Origin of the sequence: Pseudomonas sp. 10-1B (assembly GCF_000935045.1) — a bacterium.
Lineage (GTDB): Bacteria > Pseudomonadota > Gammaproteobacteria > Pseudomonadales > Pseudomonadaceae > Aquipseudomonas.
Genome location: NZ_JYKS01000022.1, coordinates 52,564 through 70,400, shown reverse-complemented (window position 1 = coordinate 70,400; position 17,837 = coordinate 52,564). Strand labels below are relative to the sequence as shown.

Here is a 17,837-nt window from a genome sequence, read left to right as displayed (position 1 = left end):
GCCAGCTCCCACAGGTATGGCGCAGGCCTGATCGACAGTGGAGAACCTGTGGCAGCCTGCGCAACCCGGGGTATTACCTGGAACGGCGGATTCCGCAGTGGCTGGTGGAGGGCCAATAAAAACCGCAGTTTTCATTGGCAGTACCGGCCTCATCGCCGGCAAGCCAGCTCCCACAGGTATGGCGCAGGCCTGATCGACAGTGGAGAACCTGTGGGAGCTGGCTTGCCGGCGATGAGGCCAGGCCTGCTTACTCGCCGGTGGCGACACCATGCGCGGGGTTGTTGATCCACTCACTCCACGACCCGGCATACAGCTTGCCCAGCGGGTATCCCGCCAGCGCCAACGCAAACAGGTTGTGGCAAGCCGTGACCCCCGACCCGCAATAAGACACCAACTGCTCCGGCGCGCGCCCGGCCAGCTTCTCGTCAAAGCGCTGTTTGAGCTGATCCGCCGGCAGGAAACGCCCGTCAGCCCCCATGTTATCGGTGAATGCCGCGCTCTGCGCCCCCGGAATATGCCCCGCCACCGGGTCGATCGGTTCCACTTCGCCGCGAAAACGCGGTAAGGCACGCGCATCGATCAAGGTCAGGTCAGCACTACCCAGGCGCTTGGCAAGGTGCTCGGCATCGATCAGCAGCCTGGCGTCCGGCTCACCACTGAAAGTGCCTTCGCGTTTGGCCGGTGGGTCCAGGCTCAGCGGCAGGTGCGCCGCATGCCATGCCTTCAAACCACCGTCGAGAATCGCCACACCACTGCGCTTGCCCAGCCACACCAGCAACCACCAGGCGCGGGCGGCAAAGGCGCCGGGGCCGTCGTCGTAAAGCACCACCTCGCTGTCATCGTCCAGGCCCCACTCACGCAGGCGCTCGACCAGCCGGCGCGCATCGGGCAGTGGATGGCGCCCGGTACGCCCCTTGCTCACCGGCCCGCTAAGGTCGCGCTCCAGGTCGGCGAAATGCGCCCCGGCAATATGCCCCTGGGCATAGCTGCGTTGGCCATAGTCCACATCCTCGAGGGCAAAGCGACAATCGAGAATCACCAACTTGTTGGGTGAATCCAGGCGCTCGGCCAACTGCTGCGGGGTGATCAATTGCGCAAGGGGCATGACAATCTCCTGATCGATGGCACTAGGGCCCCGGGCTACTGCTCCAGGGCCTGGTTGAACGGTACATGGAATTCCTGGCATAGCGCGTCCACCGCGCTGCGGGCGTTGTCGGTCACGAAGCCGAGCTCCAGCACCAGCACCTGATAGACGCCGCGCTTGAAGGCTTCTTCACCCAGATGCGCGGAATGTTCACGCGTGGTACTGAGAAAACGAACCCAGGACGTCAGTACGATCCAGGCATTGATGGTCAGCGATTCGATCTGCGCCGGTGCCATGGCCAGGATGCCTGCCTCGACGAAGCCGCGGTAGATCGCCTGGCCCTGGCGCAGGCAGCGCTCGGAAAAGCGCCGGTAGCGGGCGGCCAGTTCCGGGTCGCTGTCCAGCAAGTGCTCCAGGTCACGGTGCAGGAAGCGGTAGTTCCACATCGCCGCCAGCAAGGCCTTGAGGTAGAAACGCTTGTCCTCCACGGTTGCCACGCGGCCTTGCGGCGGGCGCAGGAAGCTGTCCACCAGTTCTTCGTACTGGCTGAACAACAGGGCGATGATCGCCTGCTTGTTGGGGAAGTGGTAATACAGGTTGCCGGGCGAGATTTCCATGTGCGCGGCAATGTGGTTGGTACTGACGCTACGCTCGCCCTGCTGGTTGAACAGCTCCAGGCTGTTCTGCACGATGCGCTCTCGGGTCTTCATGCGCGGGGCCATGCTCAGCTCCCAGTCTGCGGGCCTTCATAAAGGGTCATCTTACGGCCTATCACCGATGGAATACACCGCTCGACGACGCAGAAAAAAATCGTACCATCGTACAAATTAGAGTATAGACTCTAGAAAATTCCTGCCCGGACTCGAAGCTGCCATGAACTCGCCCAGTGCGTTGCCTCCTGTGCAATCCGACCTCGACCTTGCGGCGACGTTCGCTGCCCAGCGCCAGGCCTTTGCCGGTAATCCCCTGCCACCGGCCGCACAGCGCCGACAATGGCTGAAAAGCCTGCGGGAAGCCTTGCTGGCCGAGCAGGCGGAATTGATCGAGGCCATCGACCAGGACTTTACCGGGCGCAGCGCCGACGAGACCCTGCTGGCCGAGCTGCTGCCGTCGGTGCAAGGCCTGCGCCACGCCGAAAAGCACCTGCAACGCTGGATGCGCGCCAGCCGGCGACAGGTCGGCCTGGCCTTCCAGCCGGCCAGCGCGCAGGTGCGTTATCAACCCTTGGGCGTGGTCGGCATCATCGTGCCGTGGAACTACCCACTGTTCCTCGCCATCGGCCCGCTGACCTGTGCCCTGGCCGCTGGCAACCGGGTCATGCTCAAGCTCAGCGAAGCCACGCCCGCTACCAGCCTGGCGGTGCAGCGAATGCTGGAGCGGATATTTCCCAGCGACCTGGTCAGCGTGGTGCTGGGCGAGGTCGAGGTGGGCCAGGCTTTCGCCCGCCTGCCTTTCGACCACCTGTTGTTCACCGGCGCCACCAGCGTGGGCCGTCAGGTGATGATGGCTGCGGCACACAACCTGACCCCGGTCACCCTGGAGCTGGGAGGCAAGTCACCGGCCATTGTCTCGGCCGACGTACCGCTGGACAGCGCCGCCGAGCGCATCGCCTTCGGCAAGACCCTCAACGCCGGCCAGACCTGCGTCGCCCCCGACTACGTGCTGGTGCCACGCGAGCGGCTGGAGGCCTTCCGCGACGCCTACCAGCGCGCCGTGCACCGCCTGTACCCGCGCATCGCCGACAACCCCGACTACACCGCCATCATCAACCCGCGCCAGCTGCAGCGCCTGCAGCAGCTGCTGGACGATGCCCGGGCCAAAGGTGCCCAGGTACTCGACCTGTACCCTGACGAGCCCCGCCAGGGCCGGCACCTGCCGCCGCACCTGCTGCTGGGGGTGAACGACAGCATGCAGGTGATGCAGGACGAAATCTTCGGCCCGCTGCTGCCGCTGGTGCCTTATGACGGTCTCGACCAGGCGCTGGCCTACATCAACCAGCGCCCGCGCCCATTGGCGCTGTACTACTTCGGTTATGACCGCGCCGGCCAGGAACAGGTGCTGCGCCACACCCACTCCGGTGGTGTGTGCCTGAACGATACCCTGCTGCACGTGGCCCAGGACGACCTGCCCTTCGGCGGTATCGGCCCTTCCGGCATGGGCCATTACCATGGCCATGACGGCTTCCTGACCTTCAGCAAGGCCAAGGCAGTGCTGGCCAAGCAACGCTTCAACGCCGCCCGGCTGATCTACCCGCCGTATGGCAAAGCCTTGCAGCGCCTGGTCTTCAAGCTGTTCATCCGCTGAGAGGGCCGGCTCATGCACCGCCGTGACTTGCTGCGCTTCAGCCTTGGTGCCAGTGTCTTTCTGGCCGGCACCAGCCTGGTCGGTTGCACCCCACAAACAGCCGCGACGGGCTACCAGGCACTGCGCGACAACGACCTGCCGCTGCTGCGCGCGCTGATCCCGGTGGTACTGGCCGGCACGCAGGCCGCCGAGACGCTGGTGCTGCGCAGCCTCGACCACAAGCTGGCGGCCCTGTCACCAGAGATGCTCAAGCTCACCCGCCAGCTGTTCGATGTGCTCAGCCTGCCGCTCACCCGTGGCCCACTGACCGGTGTCTGGGGCGCCTGGGAGCAAGCCAGCCCCACGCAGGTCACGGCCTTCCTGCAGCGTTGGCAAGACAGCTCGCTGAACCTGCTGCGCATGGGCCACGCCTCGTTGCTGCAACTGCTGCAGATGGCCTGGTACGAATGCCCCGAGTCCTGGGCCGCCTGCGGCTACCCGGGGCCACCGAAAATCTGAAAAAACAACAAGAGCATCGCCAATGCCCGTCACCGACCCATTTCGCCAAGGCCTCGAGCGGGGCTGGATCACCCACGACGCTTCGCGTCTGGAGCGCGACCTTGCCCTGGAAGCCGACGTTGCCGTGATCGGCAGCGGTGCCGGCGGCGCTACCAGCGCGCAAATGCTGAGCGCAGCCGGTTTCAAGGTGCTGCTGATCGAAGAAGGCCCGCTGAAGACCAGCAGCGATTTCCACCTGCTGGAAAACCAAGCCTATGCCAGCCTGTACCAGGAGGGCCTGGGGCGCATGAGCAAGGATGGCGCCATCACCATCCTCCAGGGCCGCGCCGTGGGCGGCACCACGCTGGTCAACTGGACCTCGAGCTTTCGCACCCCGCCACAGACCCTGGCGCACTGGGCCTCGGCCCATGGTGTGAGCGGCCTGGGCGAGGATGAACTGCGCCCCTGGTTCGAACGCATCGAGCAGGAACTGGGCATCACCCCCTGGGCCATGCCGCCGAATGCCAACAACGATGTACTACGCCGTGGCTGCGAACAGCTGGGCTATCGCTGGGCGGTGATCCCGCGCAACGTGCGCGGCTGCTGGAACCTGGGCTACTGCGGCATGGGTTGCCCGGTGAATGCCAAGCAGTCGATGCTGGTGACGCGCATTCCGGCCACGCTCGACCAGGGCGGCGAGCTGCTGTACCTGGCCCGGGCCGAACGCTTCACGCACAACGGCGAACGCATCGACCAGCTGACATGCCAAGCCCTGGATGCCCAAGGCATAAACCCTACCGGCAAGCAGGTCAGCGTACGTGCACGCCACTACATACTCGCGGGCGGCGGCATCAACAGCCCCGCGCTGCTGCAGCGCTCTGCCGCGCCCGACCCGCATGGCCGCCTGGGCAAGCGCACCTTCCTGCACCTGGTCAACTTCAGCGCGGCACGCTTCAACGAACGTATCGACCCCTACTACGGCGCCCCGCAGTCGATCTACAGCGACCACTTCCAGTGGCAGGACGGCGCCGACGGCCCGGTTGGCTACAAACTGGAAGTACCACCGCTGCACCCGGCCCTGGCCAGCACCCTGCTGGGCGGGCACGGCCACGAAAATGCCCAGCGCATGGTGGAGCTTCCGCATACCCATGTGATGCTGGCGCTGCTGCGCGACGGTTTTCACCCCGAGAGCCAGGGCGGCGCCGTGGAGCTGCGCGGCGACGGCTCAGCGGTGCTCGATTACCCGGTCACCGACTACCTGCGCGACGGCTTGCGGCGTGCCTACCGCAGCATGGCGCAGATCCAGTTCGCCGCCGGTGCCACCGGGGTAATCCCCGTGCACAGCGATGCCAGCGCCGCATCCAGCCTGGAACAGGCCCTGGCCATGATCGACAATTTGCGCCTGGAGCCCTTCCGCACGCGCCTGGGCAGCGCCCACGTGATGGGTGGCTGCGCCTTTGGCGAAGACCCGCGTCAGGCGGTGTGCGACAGCCTGGGCCGCCATCACCAGCTGGAAAACCTGTCGATCCACGACGGTTCGCTGTTCCCCACCAGCATCGGCGCCAACCCGCAACTGTCGGTGTATGCCATCAGCGCCAAGCTCACCGAGGCGCTGGTCGCCCGCCTGGCACACAGGGCATGACAAGGAATACGCCCCCTGTCTATAGTGCCATCAGCCGGCCGCATGACTTGGCCGGGGCGCCGTCGCTGCGCTACCATCCGACTCCCCAACGCACTCCAGCCAGGATGACGCGATGAACCGAGTGTTGTACCCGGGTACTTTCGACCCCATTACCAAAGGCCATGGCGACCTGGTCGAGCGCGCCTCGCGGCTATTCGACCACGTGATCATCGCGGTGGCGGCCAGCCCCAAGAAAAACCCGCTGTTCCCGCTGGAACAACGGGTGGAGCTCGCCCGTGAGGTCACCAAGCACCTGCCCAATGTCGAAGTCATCGGCTTCTCCTCCCTGTTGGCGCATTTCGCCAAGGAAAAGGGCGCCAACGTCTTCCTGCGCGGCCTGCGTGCGGTGTCCGACTTCGAGTACGAGTTCCAGCTGGCGAACATGAACCGGCAACTGGCCCCCGATGTCGAGAGCCTGTTCCTGACGCCTTCGGAGCGTTATTCGTTCATTTCCTCGACCTTGGTCCGGGAAATTGCCGCGTTGGGCGGTGATATCAGCAAGTTCGTCCACCCGGTGGTGGCCGACGCACTGACCGAACGCTTCAGGAAGTAAGCCTGACGCCTGATTGTCGCGCCCGCGTGCACTGCGGGCGCGAATGCGGCACAATTGTGCCCACTGCGTTGAACATGCCCGGGCGCTGAGCCCCGGCCGGAGTCCCCATGTCCCTGATCATCACCGACGATTGCATCAACTGCGACGTCTGCGAACCCGAGTGCCCGAACGAGGCCATCTCCCAAGGCGAAGAGATCTACGTGATCGACCCTAACCTGTGCACCCAGTGCGTGGGCCATTACGACGAGCCGCAGTGCCAGCAGGTCTGCCCGGTCGACTGCATCCCGCTGGATGAAGCGCACCCGGAGACTGAAGAGCAGTTGATGGCCAAGTACCGCCGCATTACTGGCAAGGCCTGATATCAGGTCAGCCCTCATCGCCGGCAAGCCAGCTTCACACAGGTACTGCACAGGGCTTGAGGCTGATGCGGTCGAGGTGGGAGCGGCCTTGTGTCGCGAAAGGGCTGCGCAGCAGTCCCGGCAACCTTGCGGGATGGCTGGGATTCTGGGGCCGCTGCGCGCCCCTTTCGCGACACAAGGCCGCTCCCACAAAAGCGGGCTGTGTGGCTAATGCCAGTCAGGCACATTGGGGCTGCTGTGCAGCCCATCGCCGGCAAGCCAGCTCCCACAGGTGCCGCGCAGATCTCAAGCTTTGCGCAGTACCTGTGGGAGCTGGCTTGCCGGCGATAGGGCCCTAAGCTTCAGCGCTGGCAGCGCGGGCAGAACACGCTCGCCCTCTGCCCCAGCTTCACCTCGCGCAGCTCCGTGCCGCACACCTTGCACGGCTGCCCACCGCGCCCGTACACGAACAATTCCTGCTGGAAGTACCCCGGCTGGCCGTCGCCGCCAATGAAGTCGCGCAAGGTGGTGCCGCCCTGCTCGATCGCCGCCGCCAGCACCCGCTTGATCTCGACCGCCAGCTTCAGATACCGCGCCCGTGAAATCCCGCCAGCTGCCCGGCGTGGGTCAATGCCCGCGGCAAACAGCGCCTCGGTGGCGTAGATGTTGCCCACCCCCACCACCACCGCGTTATCCATGATGAACGGCTTGACCGCCATCGAGCGCCCGCGCGACAGTTGAAACAGCCGCTCGCCATCGAACAGGTCGGTCAATGGCTCAGGCCCCAGGCGCAGCAGCAATTCATGGTTGAACGGGTCCAGGCTCCAGAGCATGGCGCCAAAGCGGCGTGGGTCGGTGTAACGCAGCATCAGCCCCGACTCCAGCTCGATATCGACGTGCTCATGCTTGGCCGCCGGCAACCCCAGCTCGACCAGCCGCAGGTTGCCCGACATGCCCAGGTGGCTGATCAGCGTACCGACCTCGGCATTGATCAGCAGGTACTTGGCGCGCCGCTCGACGCTGACGATACGCTGCCCCGACAGGCGCACATCCAGGTCTTCTGGGATCGGCCAGCGCAAGCGCCGGTCACGCACCACCACACGGCTGACCCGCTGGCCTTCCAGATGCGGTGCGATACCGCGCCGGGTGGTTTCTACTTCTGGCAATTCCGGCATGTGTCAGTGCCCGCCCAGCTCGCGAATGTTTTGCTTGAGGTTTTCGAAATCGTATTCCGACAAACCAATGTAATCGAGCACCAGCGGGCCGACCACGTTCCATTCGTGGTCCACGGTCTGGTTGCCCAGCACCCGGTAGGACGCACAGATATGCTCGGCCATCTTCAGCACCGCCAGCAGGTTCTTCAACTGGCTCTGGGTATTGCGTGAGCTTTCGTCGCGGAACACCGCCAGTGCGTTGTGGTGGTTGGCGATGGCCGCACTGAGGTGCTCGGGCAAGCGCCAGGACTTGGCGGTGAAATAGCCCACCACCGAATGGTTGGTGTTGAACGCGCGGTTTTCGCTGTCGACCACGCGGGTTTCCTCGTTGGCCTTGGCGTAGGCCTCTTCCAGCACCTCCATGTAGCTGGGGAAGCGCTTGAGCATCAGCGGCACGCCACAGTCATGGAACAGGCCCAGGGTGTAGGCCTCGTCCGCTGCCTGGACGCCAGTGCGCTTGGCCAGGGTCAGGCAGGTCATCGCCACATCCTGGGCGGTATCCCAGAAGCGGTTGAGGGTGACGATGGTCTCGTCGCTCATCTCGCCCTTGATCGACTGGGCGTTGATCAGGTTGATGATCGAACGGCTGCCCAGCAGGTTCACCGCGCGCTGGATTGAGCCGATCTTGTTGGAAAGGCCGAAATGCGGGGAGTTGACCAGCTTGAGCAAGGCGCCGGAGAGGCCCGGGTCCTGGGAAATCAGCTTGGCGATGGTTTCCAGGTCTGGGTCGGGCATGTACTGCTCGAACTGCAGGTCGACCATGATCTGCGGTTGCGGCGGAATGGTGATGCCTTGCAAGGCTTGCTGGATCTGTTCGGCGCTGAGTTCTTGAGACATACGTGCACACTCGTTTAGGACTGGCGATTTTAACCCTCTGAGGCTCGCCTTGACAGGTGTAGTGCCCAGGAGATCGAGCGCCGCCCGCGCGGCGCATCGCCGGCAAGCCAGCTCCCACATCTGTTTCGGACCAATTTCTCCTGAGGCATGCGCGCGCGGCCCCTTGGCGTCCACCTCGATATCGCGCCGAACAAACAAGGCGGTCGCGCGCGATGGCACAGGCGATACTGGCCCGAAACAGATGTGGGAGCTGGCTTGCCGGCGATGCGCCGCGCGGGCGGCGCTCGATCTCCCAGGCACCACACCTCTAAAGGCGAAAACAGGGCAGACACGCTATAATCCCGCTCTTTTTCCCGGAGCGACGTCATGTCCCTGCCCAGCCTTCGCCTCAAAGCCAATGCCGACCGCCGCTTGCGCGCCGGCCACCTGTGGGTCTACAGCAACGAAGTCGATGTCAGCGCGACCCCACTGCAAGGCTTTCAGGCCGGCCAGCAGGCCATTCTCGAAGCGGCCAACGGCAAGCCGCTGGGCATCGTCGCACTGAGCCCGAACAACCTGATCTGCGCCCGCCTGCTGTCGCGCGACATCAAGCTGCCGCTGGACAAGTCGCTGCTGGTGCACCGCCTGAACGTCGCCCTGTCGCTGCGCGAGCGCCTGTTCGAGCAGCCGTGCTACCGCCTGGTCTACGGCGACTCCGACCTGCTGCCAGGCCTGGTGGTCGACCGTTTCTTCGACATCCTCGTGGTACAACTGGCCTCGGCCACCATGGAAGCGCACAAGGACGACGTGATCGCCGCCCTGGTGCAGGTGCTGAAGCCCAGCGGCATCCTGTTCAAGAACGACTCCGCCGCCCGTGACGCCGAAGGCCTGCAGCGCTACGTCGAGACCGTCTACGGCGAAGTGCCGGACTGGGTACCGCTGGAAGAGAACGGCGTCAAGTTCGAAGCCCCGGTGCGCGAAGGCCAGAAAACCGGCTGGTTCTACGACCACCGCATGAACCGTGCACGCCTGGCCCCCTACGTGAAAGGCAAACGCGTGCTCGACCTGTTCAGCTACATCGGTGGCTGGGGCGTGCAGGCCGGCGCGTTCGGCGCCAGCGAAGTGTTCTGCGTCGATGCCTCGGGCTTCGCCCTGGATGGCGTGGAGCGTAACGCCGCGCTGAACGGCATCAGCGAGAAGCTGACCTGCATCGAAGGCGACGTGTTCGAGGCCCTGCGCGAGCTCAAGGCCGCCGAAGAGCGCTTCGATGTGATCATTGCCGACCCGCCCGCCTTCATCAAGCGCAAGAAAGACCTGAAAAACGGCGAAGCGGCCTACCGCCGCCTGAACGAGCAGGCCATGCGCATGCTGAGCAAGGACGGCATCCTGGTCAGCGCATCGTGCTCGATGCACCTGCCCGAGGACGACCTGCACAACATCCTGCTGACCAGCGCCCGTCACCTGGACCGCAACCTGCAACTGCTCGAGCGCGGCGGCCAGGGCCCGGACCATCCGGTACACCCGGCCATCGCCGAAACCCGCTACATCAAGAGCATCACCTGCCGCCTGCTGCCAAACAGCTGATATCTGCTACAAAGGGCCGCCTGGCGGCCCTTTCCTGCTGCAATCCCCCCGCCAACTGTCCACATGCGCATTCCTTCGCCGCGCCAGCGGTGTAGAATCGGCCTATTCATCGCCAGTCATCCCCGGCGGGTTTATGAGCTCTGGCCAAGCACGCGGCGATCCCGTGGTGTCTTCGGCCTCATCCGCGCCAGTGGCAACCGGCCTGCGGCGCAAAGGACAAGAGAAGCTCACTCCCCTTTATGTGACCTGATTATGCCGCCAGGAGTGTTTCATGCCTGATTATCGTTCCAAGACTTCCACCCAAGGCCGCAACATGGCCGGCGCCCGTGCCCTGTGGCGCGCCACCGGGATGAAGGACGAAGACTTCAAGAAACCGATCATCGCCATCGCCAACTCGTTCACCCAGTTCGTCCCGGGCCACGTGCACCTGAAGGACCTGGGCCAGCTGGTCGCCCGCGAAATCGAACGCGCCGGTGGCGTGGCCAAGGAATTCAACACCATCGCGGTCGATGACGGTATCGCCATGGGCCACGACGGCATGCTGTACTCGCTGCCAAGCCGCGAGATCATCGCCGACGCCGTGGAATACATGGTCAACGCCCACTGCGCCGACGCCATCGTGTGCATCTCCAACTGCGACAAGATCACCCCCGGCATGTTGATGGCCGCCCTGCGCCTGAACATCCCGGTGATCTTCGTCTCCGGCGGCCCGATGGAAGCCGGCAAGACCAAGCTGGCCAGCCACGGCCTGGACCTGGTAGACGCCATGGTCATCGCCGCCGACTCCTCGGCCTCCGACGAAAAAGTCGCCGAATACGAGCGTAGCGCCTGCCCTACCTGTGGCTCGTGCTCCGGCATGTTCACCGCCAACTCGATGAACTGCCTGACCGAAGCCCTGGGCCTGGCCCTGCCGGGCAACGGCTCGACCCTGGCCACCCACGCCGACCGCGAACAGCTGTTCCTCACTGCCGGCCGCACCATCGTCGAGCTGTGCAAACGCTACTATGGCGAGAACGACGAGTCGGTGCTGCCGCGCAGCATCGCCAACTTCAAGGCGTTCGAGAACGCCATGATGCTCGACATCGCCATGGGCGGCTCGACCAATACCATCCTGCACCTGCTGGCCGCTGCCCAGGAAGGCGAGGTGGCGTTCGACCTGCGCGACATCGACCGCCTGTCGCGCAAGGTGCCGCAGCTGTGCAAAGTGGCGCCGAACATCCAGAAGTACCACATGGAAGACGTGCACCGCGCCGGCGGCATCTTCAGCATCCTCGGTTCGCTGGCCCGTGGCGGCCTGCTGCACACCGACCTGCCGACCGTGCACAGCCGCAGCATGGAAGAAGCCATCGCCAAGTGGGACATCACCCAGACCGATGACGAAGCCGTGCACACCTTCTTCAAGGCAGGCCCTGCGGGCATTCCGACGCAGACCGCGTTCAGCCAGTCGACCCGCTGGCCGAGCCTGGACCTGGACCGCGCCGAAGGCTGCATCCGCAGTGTCGAGCACGCCTACTCGCAAGAAGGCGGCCTGGCCGTGCTGTACGGCAACATCGCGCTGGATGGCTGCGTGGTGAAGACCGCCGGTGTCGACGAGTCGATCCTGGTGTTCGAAGGCACCGCGAAGATCTTCGAGAGCCAGGACAGCGCCGTGCGCGGCATCCTCGCCGACGAAGTGAAGGCCGGCGACATCGTGATCATCCGCTACGAAGGCCCGAAAGGCGGCCCGGGCATGCAAGAGATGCTGTACCCGACCTCGTACCTGAAGTCCAAAGGCCTGGGCAAGGCCTGCGCCCTGCTCACCGACGGCCGCTTCTCGGGCGGTACCTCGGGCCTGTCGATCGGCCACGCCTCGCCGGAGGCCGCTGCTGGCGGCGCCATCGGCCTGGTGCGCGACGGCGACAAGGTGCTGATCGACATCCCCAACCGTTCGATCAACCTGCAGGTCAGCGACGAAGAGCTGGCTGCACGCCGTGTCGAGCAAGACAAGAAGGGCTGGAAACCGGCTGAAGTACGCCCACGCAAGGTGACTACCGCGCTGAAGGCCTATGCCCTGCTGGCGACCAGTGCCGACAAGGGTGCCGTGCGTAACAAGGCGATGCTCGAAGGGCTGTAAGGCGCTTTGGGTGTGAAAGAAGAACCGGCGCCCTGAGCGCCGGTTTTTTATGTCCTGTGGTTTATATGCTGCCTGATCCGGCCCTATCGCCGGCAAGCCAGCTCCCACACGAAATACACAGGCCTTCAAAACTGCGGGGTTCCTGTGGGAGCTGGCTTGCCGGCGATAGGGCCAGCGCAGGCGACACAACAACTACTGAATCTGCTCCGGCGTCACGATCACCCAGTTCTTGTCCGCCGTCACCGGCACCCCTTCCCTGGCCTGCGCCGCCGCATTCTTGGCAATCATCCCGTTCAACTGGTCCATGTACTTGGCCTTGCGGTTTATCCACAGGTGGATGCCGCCCTTGCCCACATCCACCCCATGAAACTGCATGTAGCCGTCACTGGTCGGGGTATCGCCGCCCACCAGCACCGGCTTCTTCCATTCATCGATATAGGTCAGGATCGCCGCCTGCTTGCCCGCCATCCAGGTGGCTGGGGTCCACAGGTACGGGGTCAGTTCCAGCCCTTCGTTGGCCTTGGCATCGTAGTCCCCGGCGCTGATCTGCTTGCGCGCGGTGGTCAGCTGGCCGCTGGCGCGGTCCTTGAGCAGCAGGCTCACACCAATCACGTTCTGCGGCTTCACGTTGTAGCCGTACTTGGGGTCCGAGGCGACCATGCGCACCAGCTCTTCGGAGGCAGCAGAAATCACATATACCTCGATGCCGTTCTCCATCAGCTTGTTGTACAGCTCGGCCTGGCCCTTGAACACCTTGGGCGGCTGTACCTCAATGGCCTTGACCTGCTCGCCTTCGTAATAGGTGCTGGGAATCGGCTTGGTCGAAGCCATCAGTTCATCCACCTGCACCTTCAACTCCTTGAGGGTGAAGCCGGAAAACACCTGGGCCACCCACGGGTAGCAGACCATGTCGTCGACTTCGCATAGCCGGTAGTAGTAACTGAACAGGCTTTCCTTGTGCTCGGCGGTGTCCTTGAACGGTATCAGTTTCAACGAAGGGGCGAGCTTGTCGCGGCTAAGCAGCCCTTTGTTTTCCATGAACGGCAGCAAGGCTTCTTCGAGGTCGTAGCGGTAACTGGTGTTGTCCATGTCGAACACCGCGTAGTTACCCTGGTTGGCATTGGCGGCGATCATGCTGTCGAGCTGTTTGGCCGCGTCGGCAGGCCAATGCCTGAGCTCGGTGGCGAAGGTTTCGATACTGAACAGCAGGGACAGGCCGATGGCGGCGGCTTTCACAGCGACTTTCATGTACGAATCTCCTGAAATGACCCAGAAACGCTAGTGCAACAATCCCAGTCGACAAGCCCCGATAACGACCTCCAGGCAGCTGCAAACGCCGCGTTCATTGCAATCCGCGACACTTGGTTATTCCATAAACGACTAAGCAAATTCCATTTAGGTATAAATTCGTTTGTTTTCAGACTGTTAGCATTTCAGTTCGCAATCGCTCACAGAGGCGATGCCAATTCTGCTTTTTCTGCTGGAGCTTCAATGAACCTGCCGCTGTCGCTTAACCTGCTGGCGTTCCTGGCCCTGTTGCTGGGCCTGGCGCAAACCCGCCGCACCGACTGGAGCCTGGCCAAGAAGGTACTGCTGGGCCTGGTGCTGGGCGTGGTCTTCGGCCTGGTCCTGCACACCCTCTATGGCGCTGGCCACCCCGTGCTCAAGGCCACCATCACCTGGCTCGACCTGGTCGGCAACGGCTACGTCGGCCTGTTGCAGATGATCGTCATGCCGCTGATCTTCGCTTCGATCCTCAGTGCCGTGGCGCGCCTGCACAATGCCTCGTCGCTGGGCCGCATCAGCGTGCTGAGTATCGGTACGCTGCTGCTGACCACCGCCATTGCCGCGCTGATCGGCATCGTGCTTACCAACCTGTTCGGCCTCAGCGCCGAGGGCCTGGTGGCCGGCGCCCAGGAAAGCGCACGCATGCAGGTTATCCACAGCGACTACGCGGGCAAGGTCGCCGACCTCAACATCCCGCAGCTGCTGCTGTCGTTCATCCCCAGCAACCCGGTGGGCGACCTGGCGCGGGCCAAGCCGACCTCGATCATCAGCGTGGTGATCTTCGCCGTGTTCATCGGCCTGGCCGCGTTGCAACTTATCAAGGACGATGCCGAGAAAGGTGAGCGTGCGCTGTCGGCCATCGACACCCTGCAGGCCTGGGTGATGCGCCTGGTGCGGGTGGTGATGAAGCTGACCCCGTATGGCGTGCTGGCATTGATGACCAAGGTGGTCGCCAGCTCGAACATGGAAGACATCCTCAAGCTGGGCAGCTTCGTGGTGGTGTCGTACCTGGGCCTGGCGCTGATGTTCGTGGTGCACGGCATCATCCTCGCCGCCAGTGGCGTAAGCCCGCTGCGCTTCTTCCGCAAGGTTTGGCCGGTGCTGACCTTCGCCTTCACCAGCCGCTCCAGTGCCGCCAGTATCCCGCTGAACATCGAAGCGCAAACCCGCCGCCTGGGCGTGCCGCAGTCGATTGCCAGCTTCAGCGCATCGTTCGGCACCACCATTGGCCAGAACGGCTGCGCCGGCCTCTATCCCGCCATGTTGGCAGTGATGGTGGCACCGGCGGTAGGCATCGATACCTTCGACCCGTTGTGGATCGCCACCCTGGTGGCCATCGTCACCCTGAGTTCGGCGGGAGTTGCCGGCGTGGGTGGCGGCGCCACCTTCGCCGCGCTGATTGTGCTGCCGGCCATGGGCTTGCCGGTGGAGCTGGTGGCGTTGCTGATTTCGGTGGAACCGCTGATCGACATGGGCCGTACGGCATTGAACGTGAATGGTTCGATGACCGCAGGCGTGGTGACCAGCCAGTTGTTGAAAGAGACCGACAAGGACGTGCTGGCGGACGATGAGCATGCCGAGCTGAGCCATACCTGACAGATTGCCGGGCCCCTGTGAGAGCAACTGTCTTGCATTGCCTGGACCGGCCTCATCGCCGGCAAGCCAGCTCCCACAAGTACTGCACAGGGCTTGAGACCTATGCGGTCGAGGTGGGAGCAACTGTCTTGCATTGCCTGGACTGGCCTCATCGCCGGCAAGCCAGCTCCCACAAGTACTGCACAGGGCTTGAGACCTATGCGGTCGAGGTGGGAGCAACTGTCTTGTATTGCCTGGACTGGCCTCATCGCCGGCAAGCCAGCTCCCACAGGTACTGCACAGGGCTTGAGGCCCATGCGGTCGAGGTGGGAGCTGGCTTGCCGGCGAAAGGGCTGCAAAGCAGCCCCGACATTCTCAATTCAGTAACTGGCCCGCAAGCTCAACGTCAGGTTCCGCGGCTCACCATAGAAGTTCGAGCCCCAGGCACTATCGACCCGCTCGTAATACTTGCGATCGAACAGGTTGTTCGCCGTCAGCGTCGTCGTCAGATGCTTGTTGAAGCGGTACCCCACCTGCGCCGTCGCCACACTGTAGCCACCCTGCACGAAGTCCACGCCGTTGCGCATGTAATAGGTCTCGCTAACCACCCGTACCCCGCCGCCGACACTGAAGCCCTGCAACGGCCCATCGCTGAACTCGTAACGCGTCCACAGGTTGAAGTTGTGCTTCGGCGTAATGCTGATGCCCTGATAGTTCTCATCGCTCATCGATTTAAGCATAGTGAAAGCGTAACCGGTGCTGATGCTCCAGTTATCGGTCAGGTTGCCCGCCAGCTCGGTTTCCCACCCTTGGCTACGCACCTTGGCCTGCGCTTCGTAGTACGCCGTCTGGCTCACCGACTGCGCACGGTTCTCGTCATAGATGCGGAACAGCGCCACGCTGCCGTTGAGCCGACCATCGAAGAACTCCCGCTTGAGCCCCAACTCATACTGCTTGCCTTTGCGCGGGTCGATCGGCACACCATCGGCATCCACCTCGGTCTGCGGCTTGAAGATACTGGTATAGCTGGCGTAGGCCGACAGCTCAGGGGTGAGCTTGGCGACCAGCGCTGCATAAGGGATGAACTTGCGATCGATGTTGGTATCGGAGCTGTTGAACTGGTTGAAGAACGGGTTGGCGTTGCGCGCCTCGCTATCGAACCAGCTCACCCGGCTGCCCAGAATCACGTCCAGCCAGTCGGTGGCGCTGATCTTGGCCCGGGCGTAAACACCATACTGGTTGGACTTCGACCAGTTGCCGTTGACCATCTCGTATTCCTGCTTGGGAATATCGATGCTGCCCGGGTCAAACACGTTGATGGCGAAATATTCGCCGCCACCGTAGGTGAAGTCCTTGTCCAGATGCTGGTATTCGCCGCCCACCGTGAACTCGTGGGTACGACCGAAAGCCTCTACCGGCAGGGTGACGAAGCTGTCCAGGCCCACTGACTTGATATGCGTGTAGTAGGAATAGGCAAGTGCGTAACTGCCGCCGGTCTCCGGGTCCACCGCATCGTCAGTCCAGGTAAAGTTACGGGTCGGCGTCTCGGCATCGCGGTAGGTCAGCGAAGTCTTGAACTGGCCGCCGTTTTCCAGCGTATGGTCCACTTCGAAGAAGCTTTCCCACAGGCGCTCGTCCAGTTCGTTCCACTTGGCGTCGACGAAGGTCGAGCGGCTGACGTCGAGCAACTTGCCATCGGCATAGGCCGGCAAACCGAAGGCGGGCGTGGAGTTGTTGCGTTGGTAGGTGCCACCGAAAGACAGCGTGGTGGCCGGGGTAATGTCATATTCCAGGCGGCCGTAGATCATCGGCCGCTCATTCTGTGCGTAATCGACGAACGACTGGTTGTTCTCGTAGGCCGTGACGAAACGCCCACGCAGGGTGCCCTGGTCGTTCAGCGGCCCGGTGATGTCGACCGTGGAGTGATAGCGGTCCCAACTGCCCGCCGACAGCTCGCCAGACAAGCCGAATTGCCCCAGCGCCCGCTTGCGCACCAGGTTGATGGTGCCGCCCGGTTCACCCGCCCCCTGATACAAGCCCGACGGGCCACGCAATACCTCGACGCGATCGAACATGGCCAGGTCGAAGCTGGTGGCCATGTCACCCTGCCCCGTGCGCTGCGAAACGCCATCGACCTGTACCTGGTCGACCAGGAAGCCGCGCATGTACACGTCGTTCAGGTTGGAGCCGGTGTTATAGGACTTGATCGTCGCCCCGGTCACCTGGCGCATGGCGTCCTGCAGGCTGTTCATGTTCTGGTCGTCCAGGCGTTGGCGGGTAACCACCGAGACCGACTGGGGAATGTCCTTGAGCTTCTGCTCGCCCTTGCCGATGGTCAGCGCACTGGTGGTGTAGGAACGCGTGCCTTCGGTGGTGGTACCCAATTGTCGGCTGTCGATCTTGATCGCGCCCAGTTGCAGCGAGCTGTCCTCGTCATTGCCGCGCCTCTGCAGGGTGACACTATCGCCGTCGATGTAGCTGGCACTGAGCCCGGTACCCTGCAACAGGCGGCTCAACGCCTGCTCCTGTGGATAACTGCCGCTCACCCCTGGCGAACGCAGGCCCTGGGTGAACTCGCCAGGCACCAGCACTTGAATTCGCGTCACCGCACTGAAGGCAGCCAGGGCCGAGTCCAGCGGCTGGGCCGGAATCTCGAAACGATAGGCTTGAGCCTGGGTCGCGGCACTGGCGTGCAATGGCACGGCCAATGTGCCGCAGGCAAGCGCGATGGCCAGGCCGAGCGCGGTGCGCGTGGCGATGATCTTCATGTGGTGAGGCTCCCCGAATGCGTCCTGATGATCGACGGCGCGG

14 protein-coding genes are annotated in these 17,837 nt (G+C 63.5%); 8 read left to right on the top strand and 6 right to left on the bottom strand.

All coding sequences use genetic code 11. The features are described 5' to 3' along the window. Positions 1-247 precede the first annotated feature (247 nt). On the bottom strand, positions 248-1,105 hold the full coding sequence (locus TZ03_RS13400; RefSeq protein WP_051098251.1) for a sulfurtransferase: 858 nt from the start codon (positions 1,103-1,105) through the stop codon (positions 248-250). Between the two features lie 35 nt (positions 1,106-1,140). Continuing rightward, entirely contained in the window at positions 1,141-1,806 is a 666-nt protein-coding gene (locus TZ03_RS13395; RefSeq protein WP_051098249.1) for a TetR/AcrR family transcriptional regulator, read from the bottom strand. Between the two features lie 151 nt (positions 1,807-1,957). Between TZ03_RS13395 and TZ03_RS13390 the strand changes: the two genes are divergently transcribed. From TZ03_RS13390 to TZ03_RS13370, 5 genes are all read left to right on the top strand, one after another. Beyond that, positions 1,958-3,388, top strand: a complete 1,431-nt coding sequence (locus tag TZ03_RS13390; protein WP_051098247.1) for a coniferyl aldehyde dehydrogenase — start codon at positions 1,958-1,960, stop codon at positions 3,386-3,388. A 12-nt stretch (positions 3,389-3,400) separates the two neighbouring features. Continuing rightward, the gene (locus TZ03_RS13385) at positions 3,401-3,886 is read left to right on the top strand and encodes a hypothetical protein (protein ID WP_051098244.1); all 486 of its coding nucleotides are present in this window, start codon (positions 3,401-3,403) and stop codon (positions 3,884-3,886) included. A gap of 22 nt (positions 3,887-3,908) precedes the next feature. Next, a complete protein-coding gene (locus TZ03_RS13380; RefSeq protein WP_051098243.1) occupies positions 3,909-5,507 on the top strand; it encodes a GMC family oxidoreductase in 1,599 nt (532 codons plus the stop codon). Positions 5,508-5,619: 112 nt separating this feature from the next. Continuing rightward, on the top strand, positions 5,620-6,099 hold the full coding sequence (coaD, locus tag TZ03_RS13375; protein ID WP_051098242.1) for a pantetheine-phosphate adenylyltransferase: 480 nt from the start codon (positions 5,620-5,622) through the stop codon (positions 6,097-6,099). Positions 6,100-6,206: 107 nt separating this feature from the next. After that, positions 6,207-6,458 (top strand): YfhL family 4Fe-4S dicluster ferredoxin, encoded by a 252-nt coding sequence (locus tag TZ03_RS13370; protein WP_009683359.1) that lies wholly within the window; start codon positions 6,207-6,209, stop codon positions 6,456-6,458. Positions 6,459-6,799: 341 nt separating this feature from the next. Here TZ03_RS13370 and mutM read toward each other — a convergent pair whose 3' ends face one another. Together mutM and TZ03_RS13360 are read right to left on the bottom strand one after the other, a co-directional pair. Next, positions 6,800-7,612 carry a bifunctional DNA-formamidopyrimidine glycosylase/DNA-(apurinic or apyrimidinic site) lyase gene (gene mutM / locus TZ03_RS13365; protein WP_051098241.1) on the bottom strand — a complete coding sequence of 271 codons (813 nt, stop codon included), beginning with the start codon at positions 7,610-7,612 and terminating at the stop codon, positions 6,800-6,802. Between the two features lie 3 nt (positions 7,613-7,615). Beyond that, positions 7,616-8,434 carry an HDOD domain-containing protein gene (locus TZ03_RS13360; RefSeq protein ID WP_177328462.1) on the bottom strand — a complete coding sequence of 273 codons (819 nt, stop codon included), beginning with the start codon at positions 8,432-8,434 and terminating at the stop codon, positions 7,616-7,618. 420 nt (positions 8,435-8,854) lie between these two features. Here TZ03_RS13360 and TZ03_RS13355 point away from each other — a divergent pair, with 420 nt between their 5' ends. Next, on the top strand, positions 8,855-10,051 hold the full coding sequence (locus TZ03_RS13355; protein WP_051098239.1) for a class I SAM-dependent rRNA methyltransferase: 1,197 nt from the start codon (positions 8,855-8,857) through the stop codon (positions 10,049-10,051). A 271-nt stretch (positions 10,052-10,322) separates the two neighbouring features. After that, positions 10,323-12,164, top strand: coding sequence for a dihydroxy-acid dehydratase (ilvD, locus tag TZ03_RS13350; protein WP_051098238.1), 1,842 nt, complete (start codon positions 10,323-10,325; stop codon positions 12,162-12,164). A gap of 192 nt (positions 12,165-12,356) precedes the next feature. Here ilvD and TZ03_RS13345 read toward each other — a convergent pair whose 3' ends face one another. Continuing rightward, positions 12,357-13,412, bottom strand: coding sequence for a phosphorylcholine phosphatase (locus TZ03_RS13345; RefSeq protein ID WP_051098237.1), 1,056 nt, complete (start codon positions 13,410-13,412; stop codon positions 12,357-12,359). A 243-nt stretch (positions 13,413-13,655) separates the two neighbouring features. Here TZ03_RS13345 and TZ03_RS13340 point away from each other — a divergent pair, with 243 nt between their 5' ends. Continuing rightward, entirely contained in the window at positions 13,656-15,047 is a 1,392-nt protein-coding gene (locus TZ03_RS13340) for an L-cystine transporter (protein WP_051098236.1), read from the top strand. Positions 15,048-15,406: 359 nt separating this feature from the next. On the opposite strand, the gene TZ03_RS13335 is transcribed toward TZ03_RS13340, so the two are convergent. Further along, complete coding sequence (locus TZ03_RS13335) at positions 15,407-17,794, bottom strand: TonB-dependent siderophore receptor (RefSeq protein WP_051098235.1); 2,388 nt, start codon at positions 17,792-17,794, stop codon at positions 15,407-15,409. Positions 17,795-17,837: the final 43 nt, after the last annotated feature.

Excerpts from the sequence above, each read along its gene's own strand:
- TZ03_RS13400 (WP_051098251.1), bottom strand. The coding sequence starts at position 1,105 with ATGCCCCTTGCGCAATTGATCACCCCGCAGCAGTTGGCCGAGCGCCTG.
- TZ03_RS13395 (WP_051098249.1), bottom strand. The coding sequence starts at position 1,806 with ATGGCCCCGCGCATGAAGACCCGAGAGCGCATCGTGCAGAACAGCCTG.
- TZ03_RS13390 (WP_051098247.1), top strand. The coding sequence starts at position 1,958 with ATGAACTCGCCCAGTGCGTTGCCTCCTGTGCAATCCGACCTCGACCTT.
- TZ03_RS13385 (WP_051098244.1), top strand. The coding sequence starts at position 3,401 with ATGCACCGCCGTGACTTGCTGCGCTTCAGCCTTGGTGCCAGTGTCTTT.
- TZ03_RS13380 (WP_051098243.1), top strand. The coding sequence starts at position 3,909 with ATGCCCGTCACCGACCCATTTCGCCAAGGCCTCGAGCGGGGCTGGATC.
- coaD (WP_051098242.1), top strand. The coding sequence starts at position 5,620 with ATGAACCGAGTGTTGTACCCGGGTACTTTCGACCCCATTACCAAAGGC.
- TZ03_RS13370 (WP_009683359.1), top strand. The coding sequence starts at position 6,207 with ATGTCCCTGATCATCACCGACGATTGCATCAACTGCGACGTCTGCGAA.
- mutM (WP_051098241.1), bottom strand. The coding sequence starts at position 7,612 with ATGCCGGAATTGCCAGAAGTAGAAACCACCCGGCGCGGTATCGCACCG.
- TZ03_RS13355 (WP_051098239.1), top strand. The coding sequence starts at position 8,855 with ATGTCCCTGCCCAGCCTTCGCCTCAAAGCCAATGCCGACCGCCGCTTG.
- ilvD (WP_051098238.1), top strand. The coding sequence starts at position 10,323 with ATGCCTGATTATCGTTCCAAGACTTCCACCCAAGGCCGCAACATGGCC.
- TZ03_RS13345 (WP_051098237.1), bottom strand. The coding sequence starts at position 13,412 with ATGAAAGTCGCTGTGAAAGCCGCCGCCATCGGCCTGTCCCTGCTGTTC.
- TZ03_RS13340 (WP_051098236.1), top strand. The coding sequence starts at position 13,656 with ATGAACCTGCCGCTGTCGCTTAACCTGCTGGCGTTCCTGGCCCTGTTG.
- TZ03_RS13335 (WP_051098235.1), bottom strand. The coding sequence starts at position 17,794 with ATGAAGATCATCGCCACGCGCACCGCGCTCGGCCTGGCCATCGCGCTT.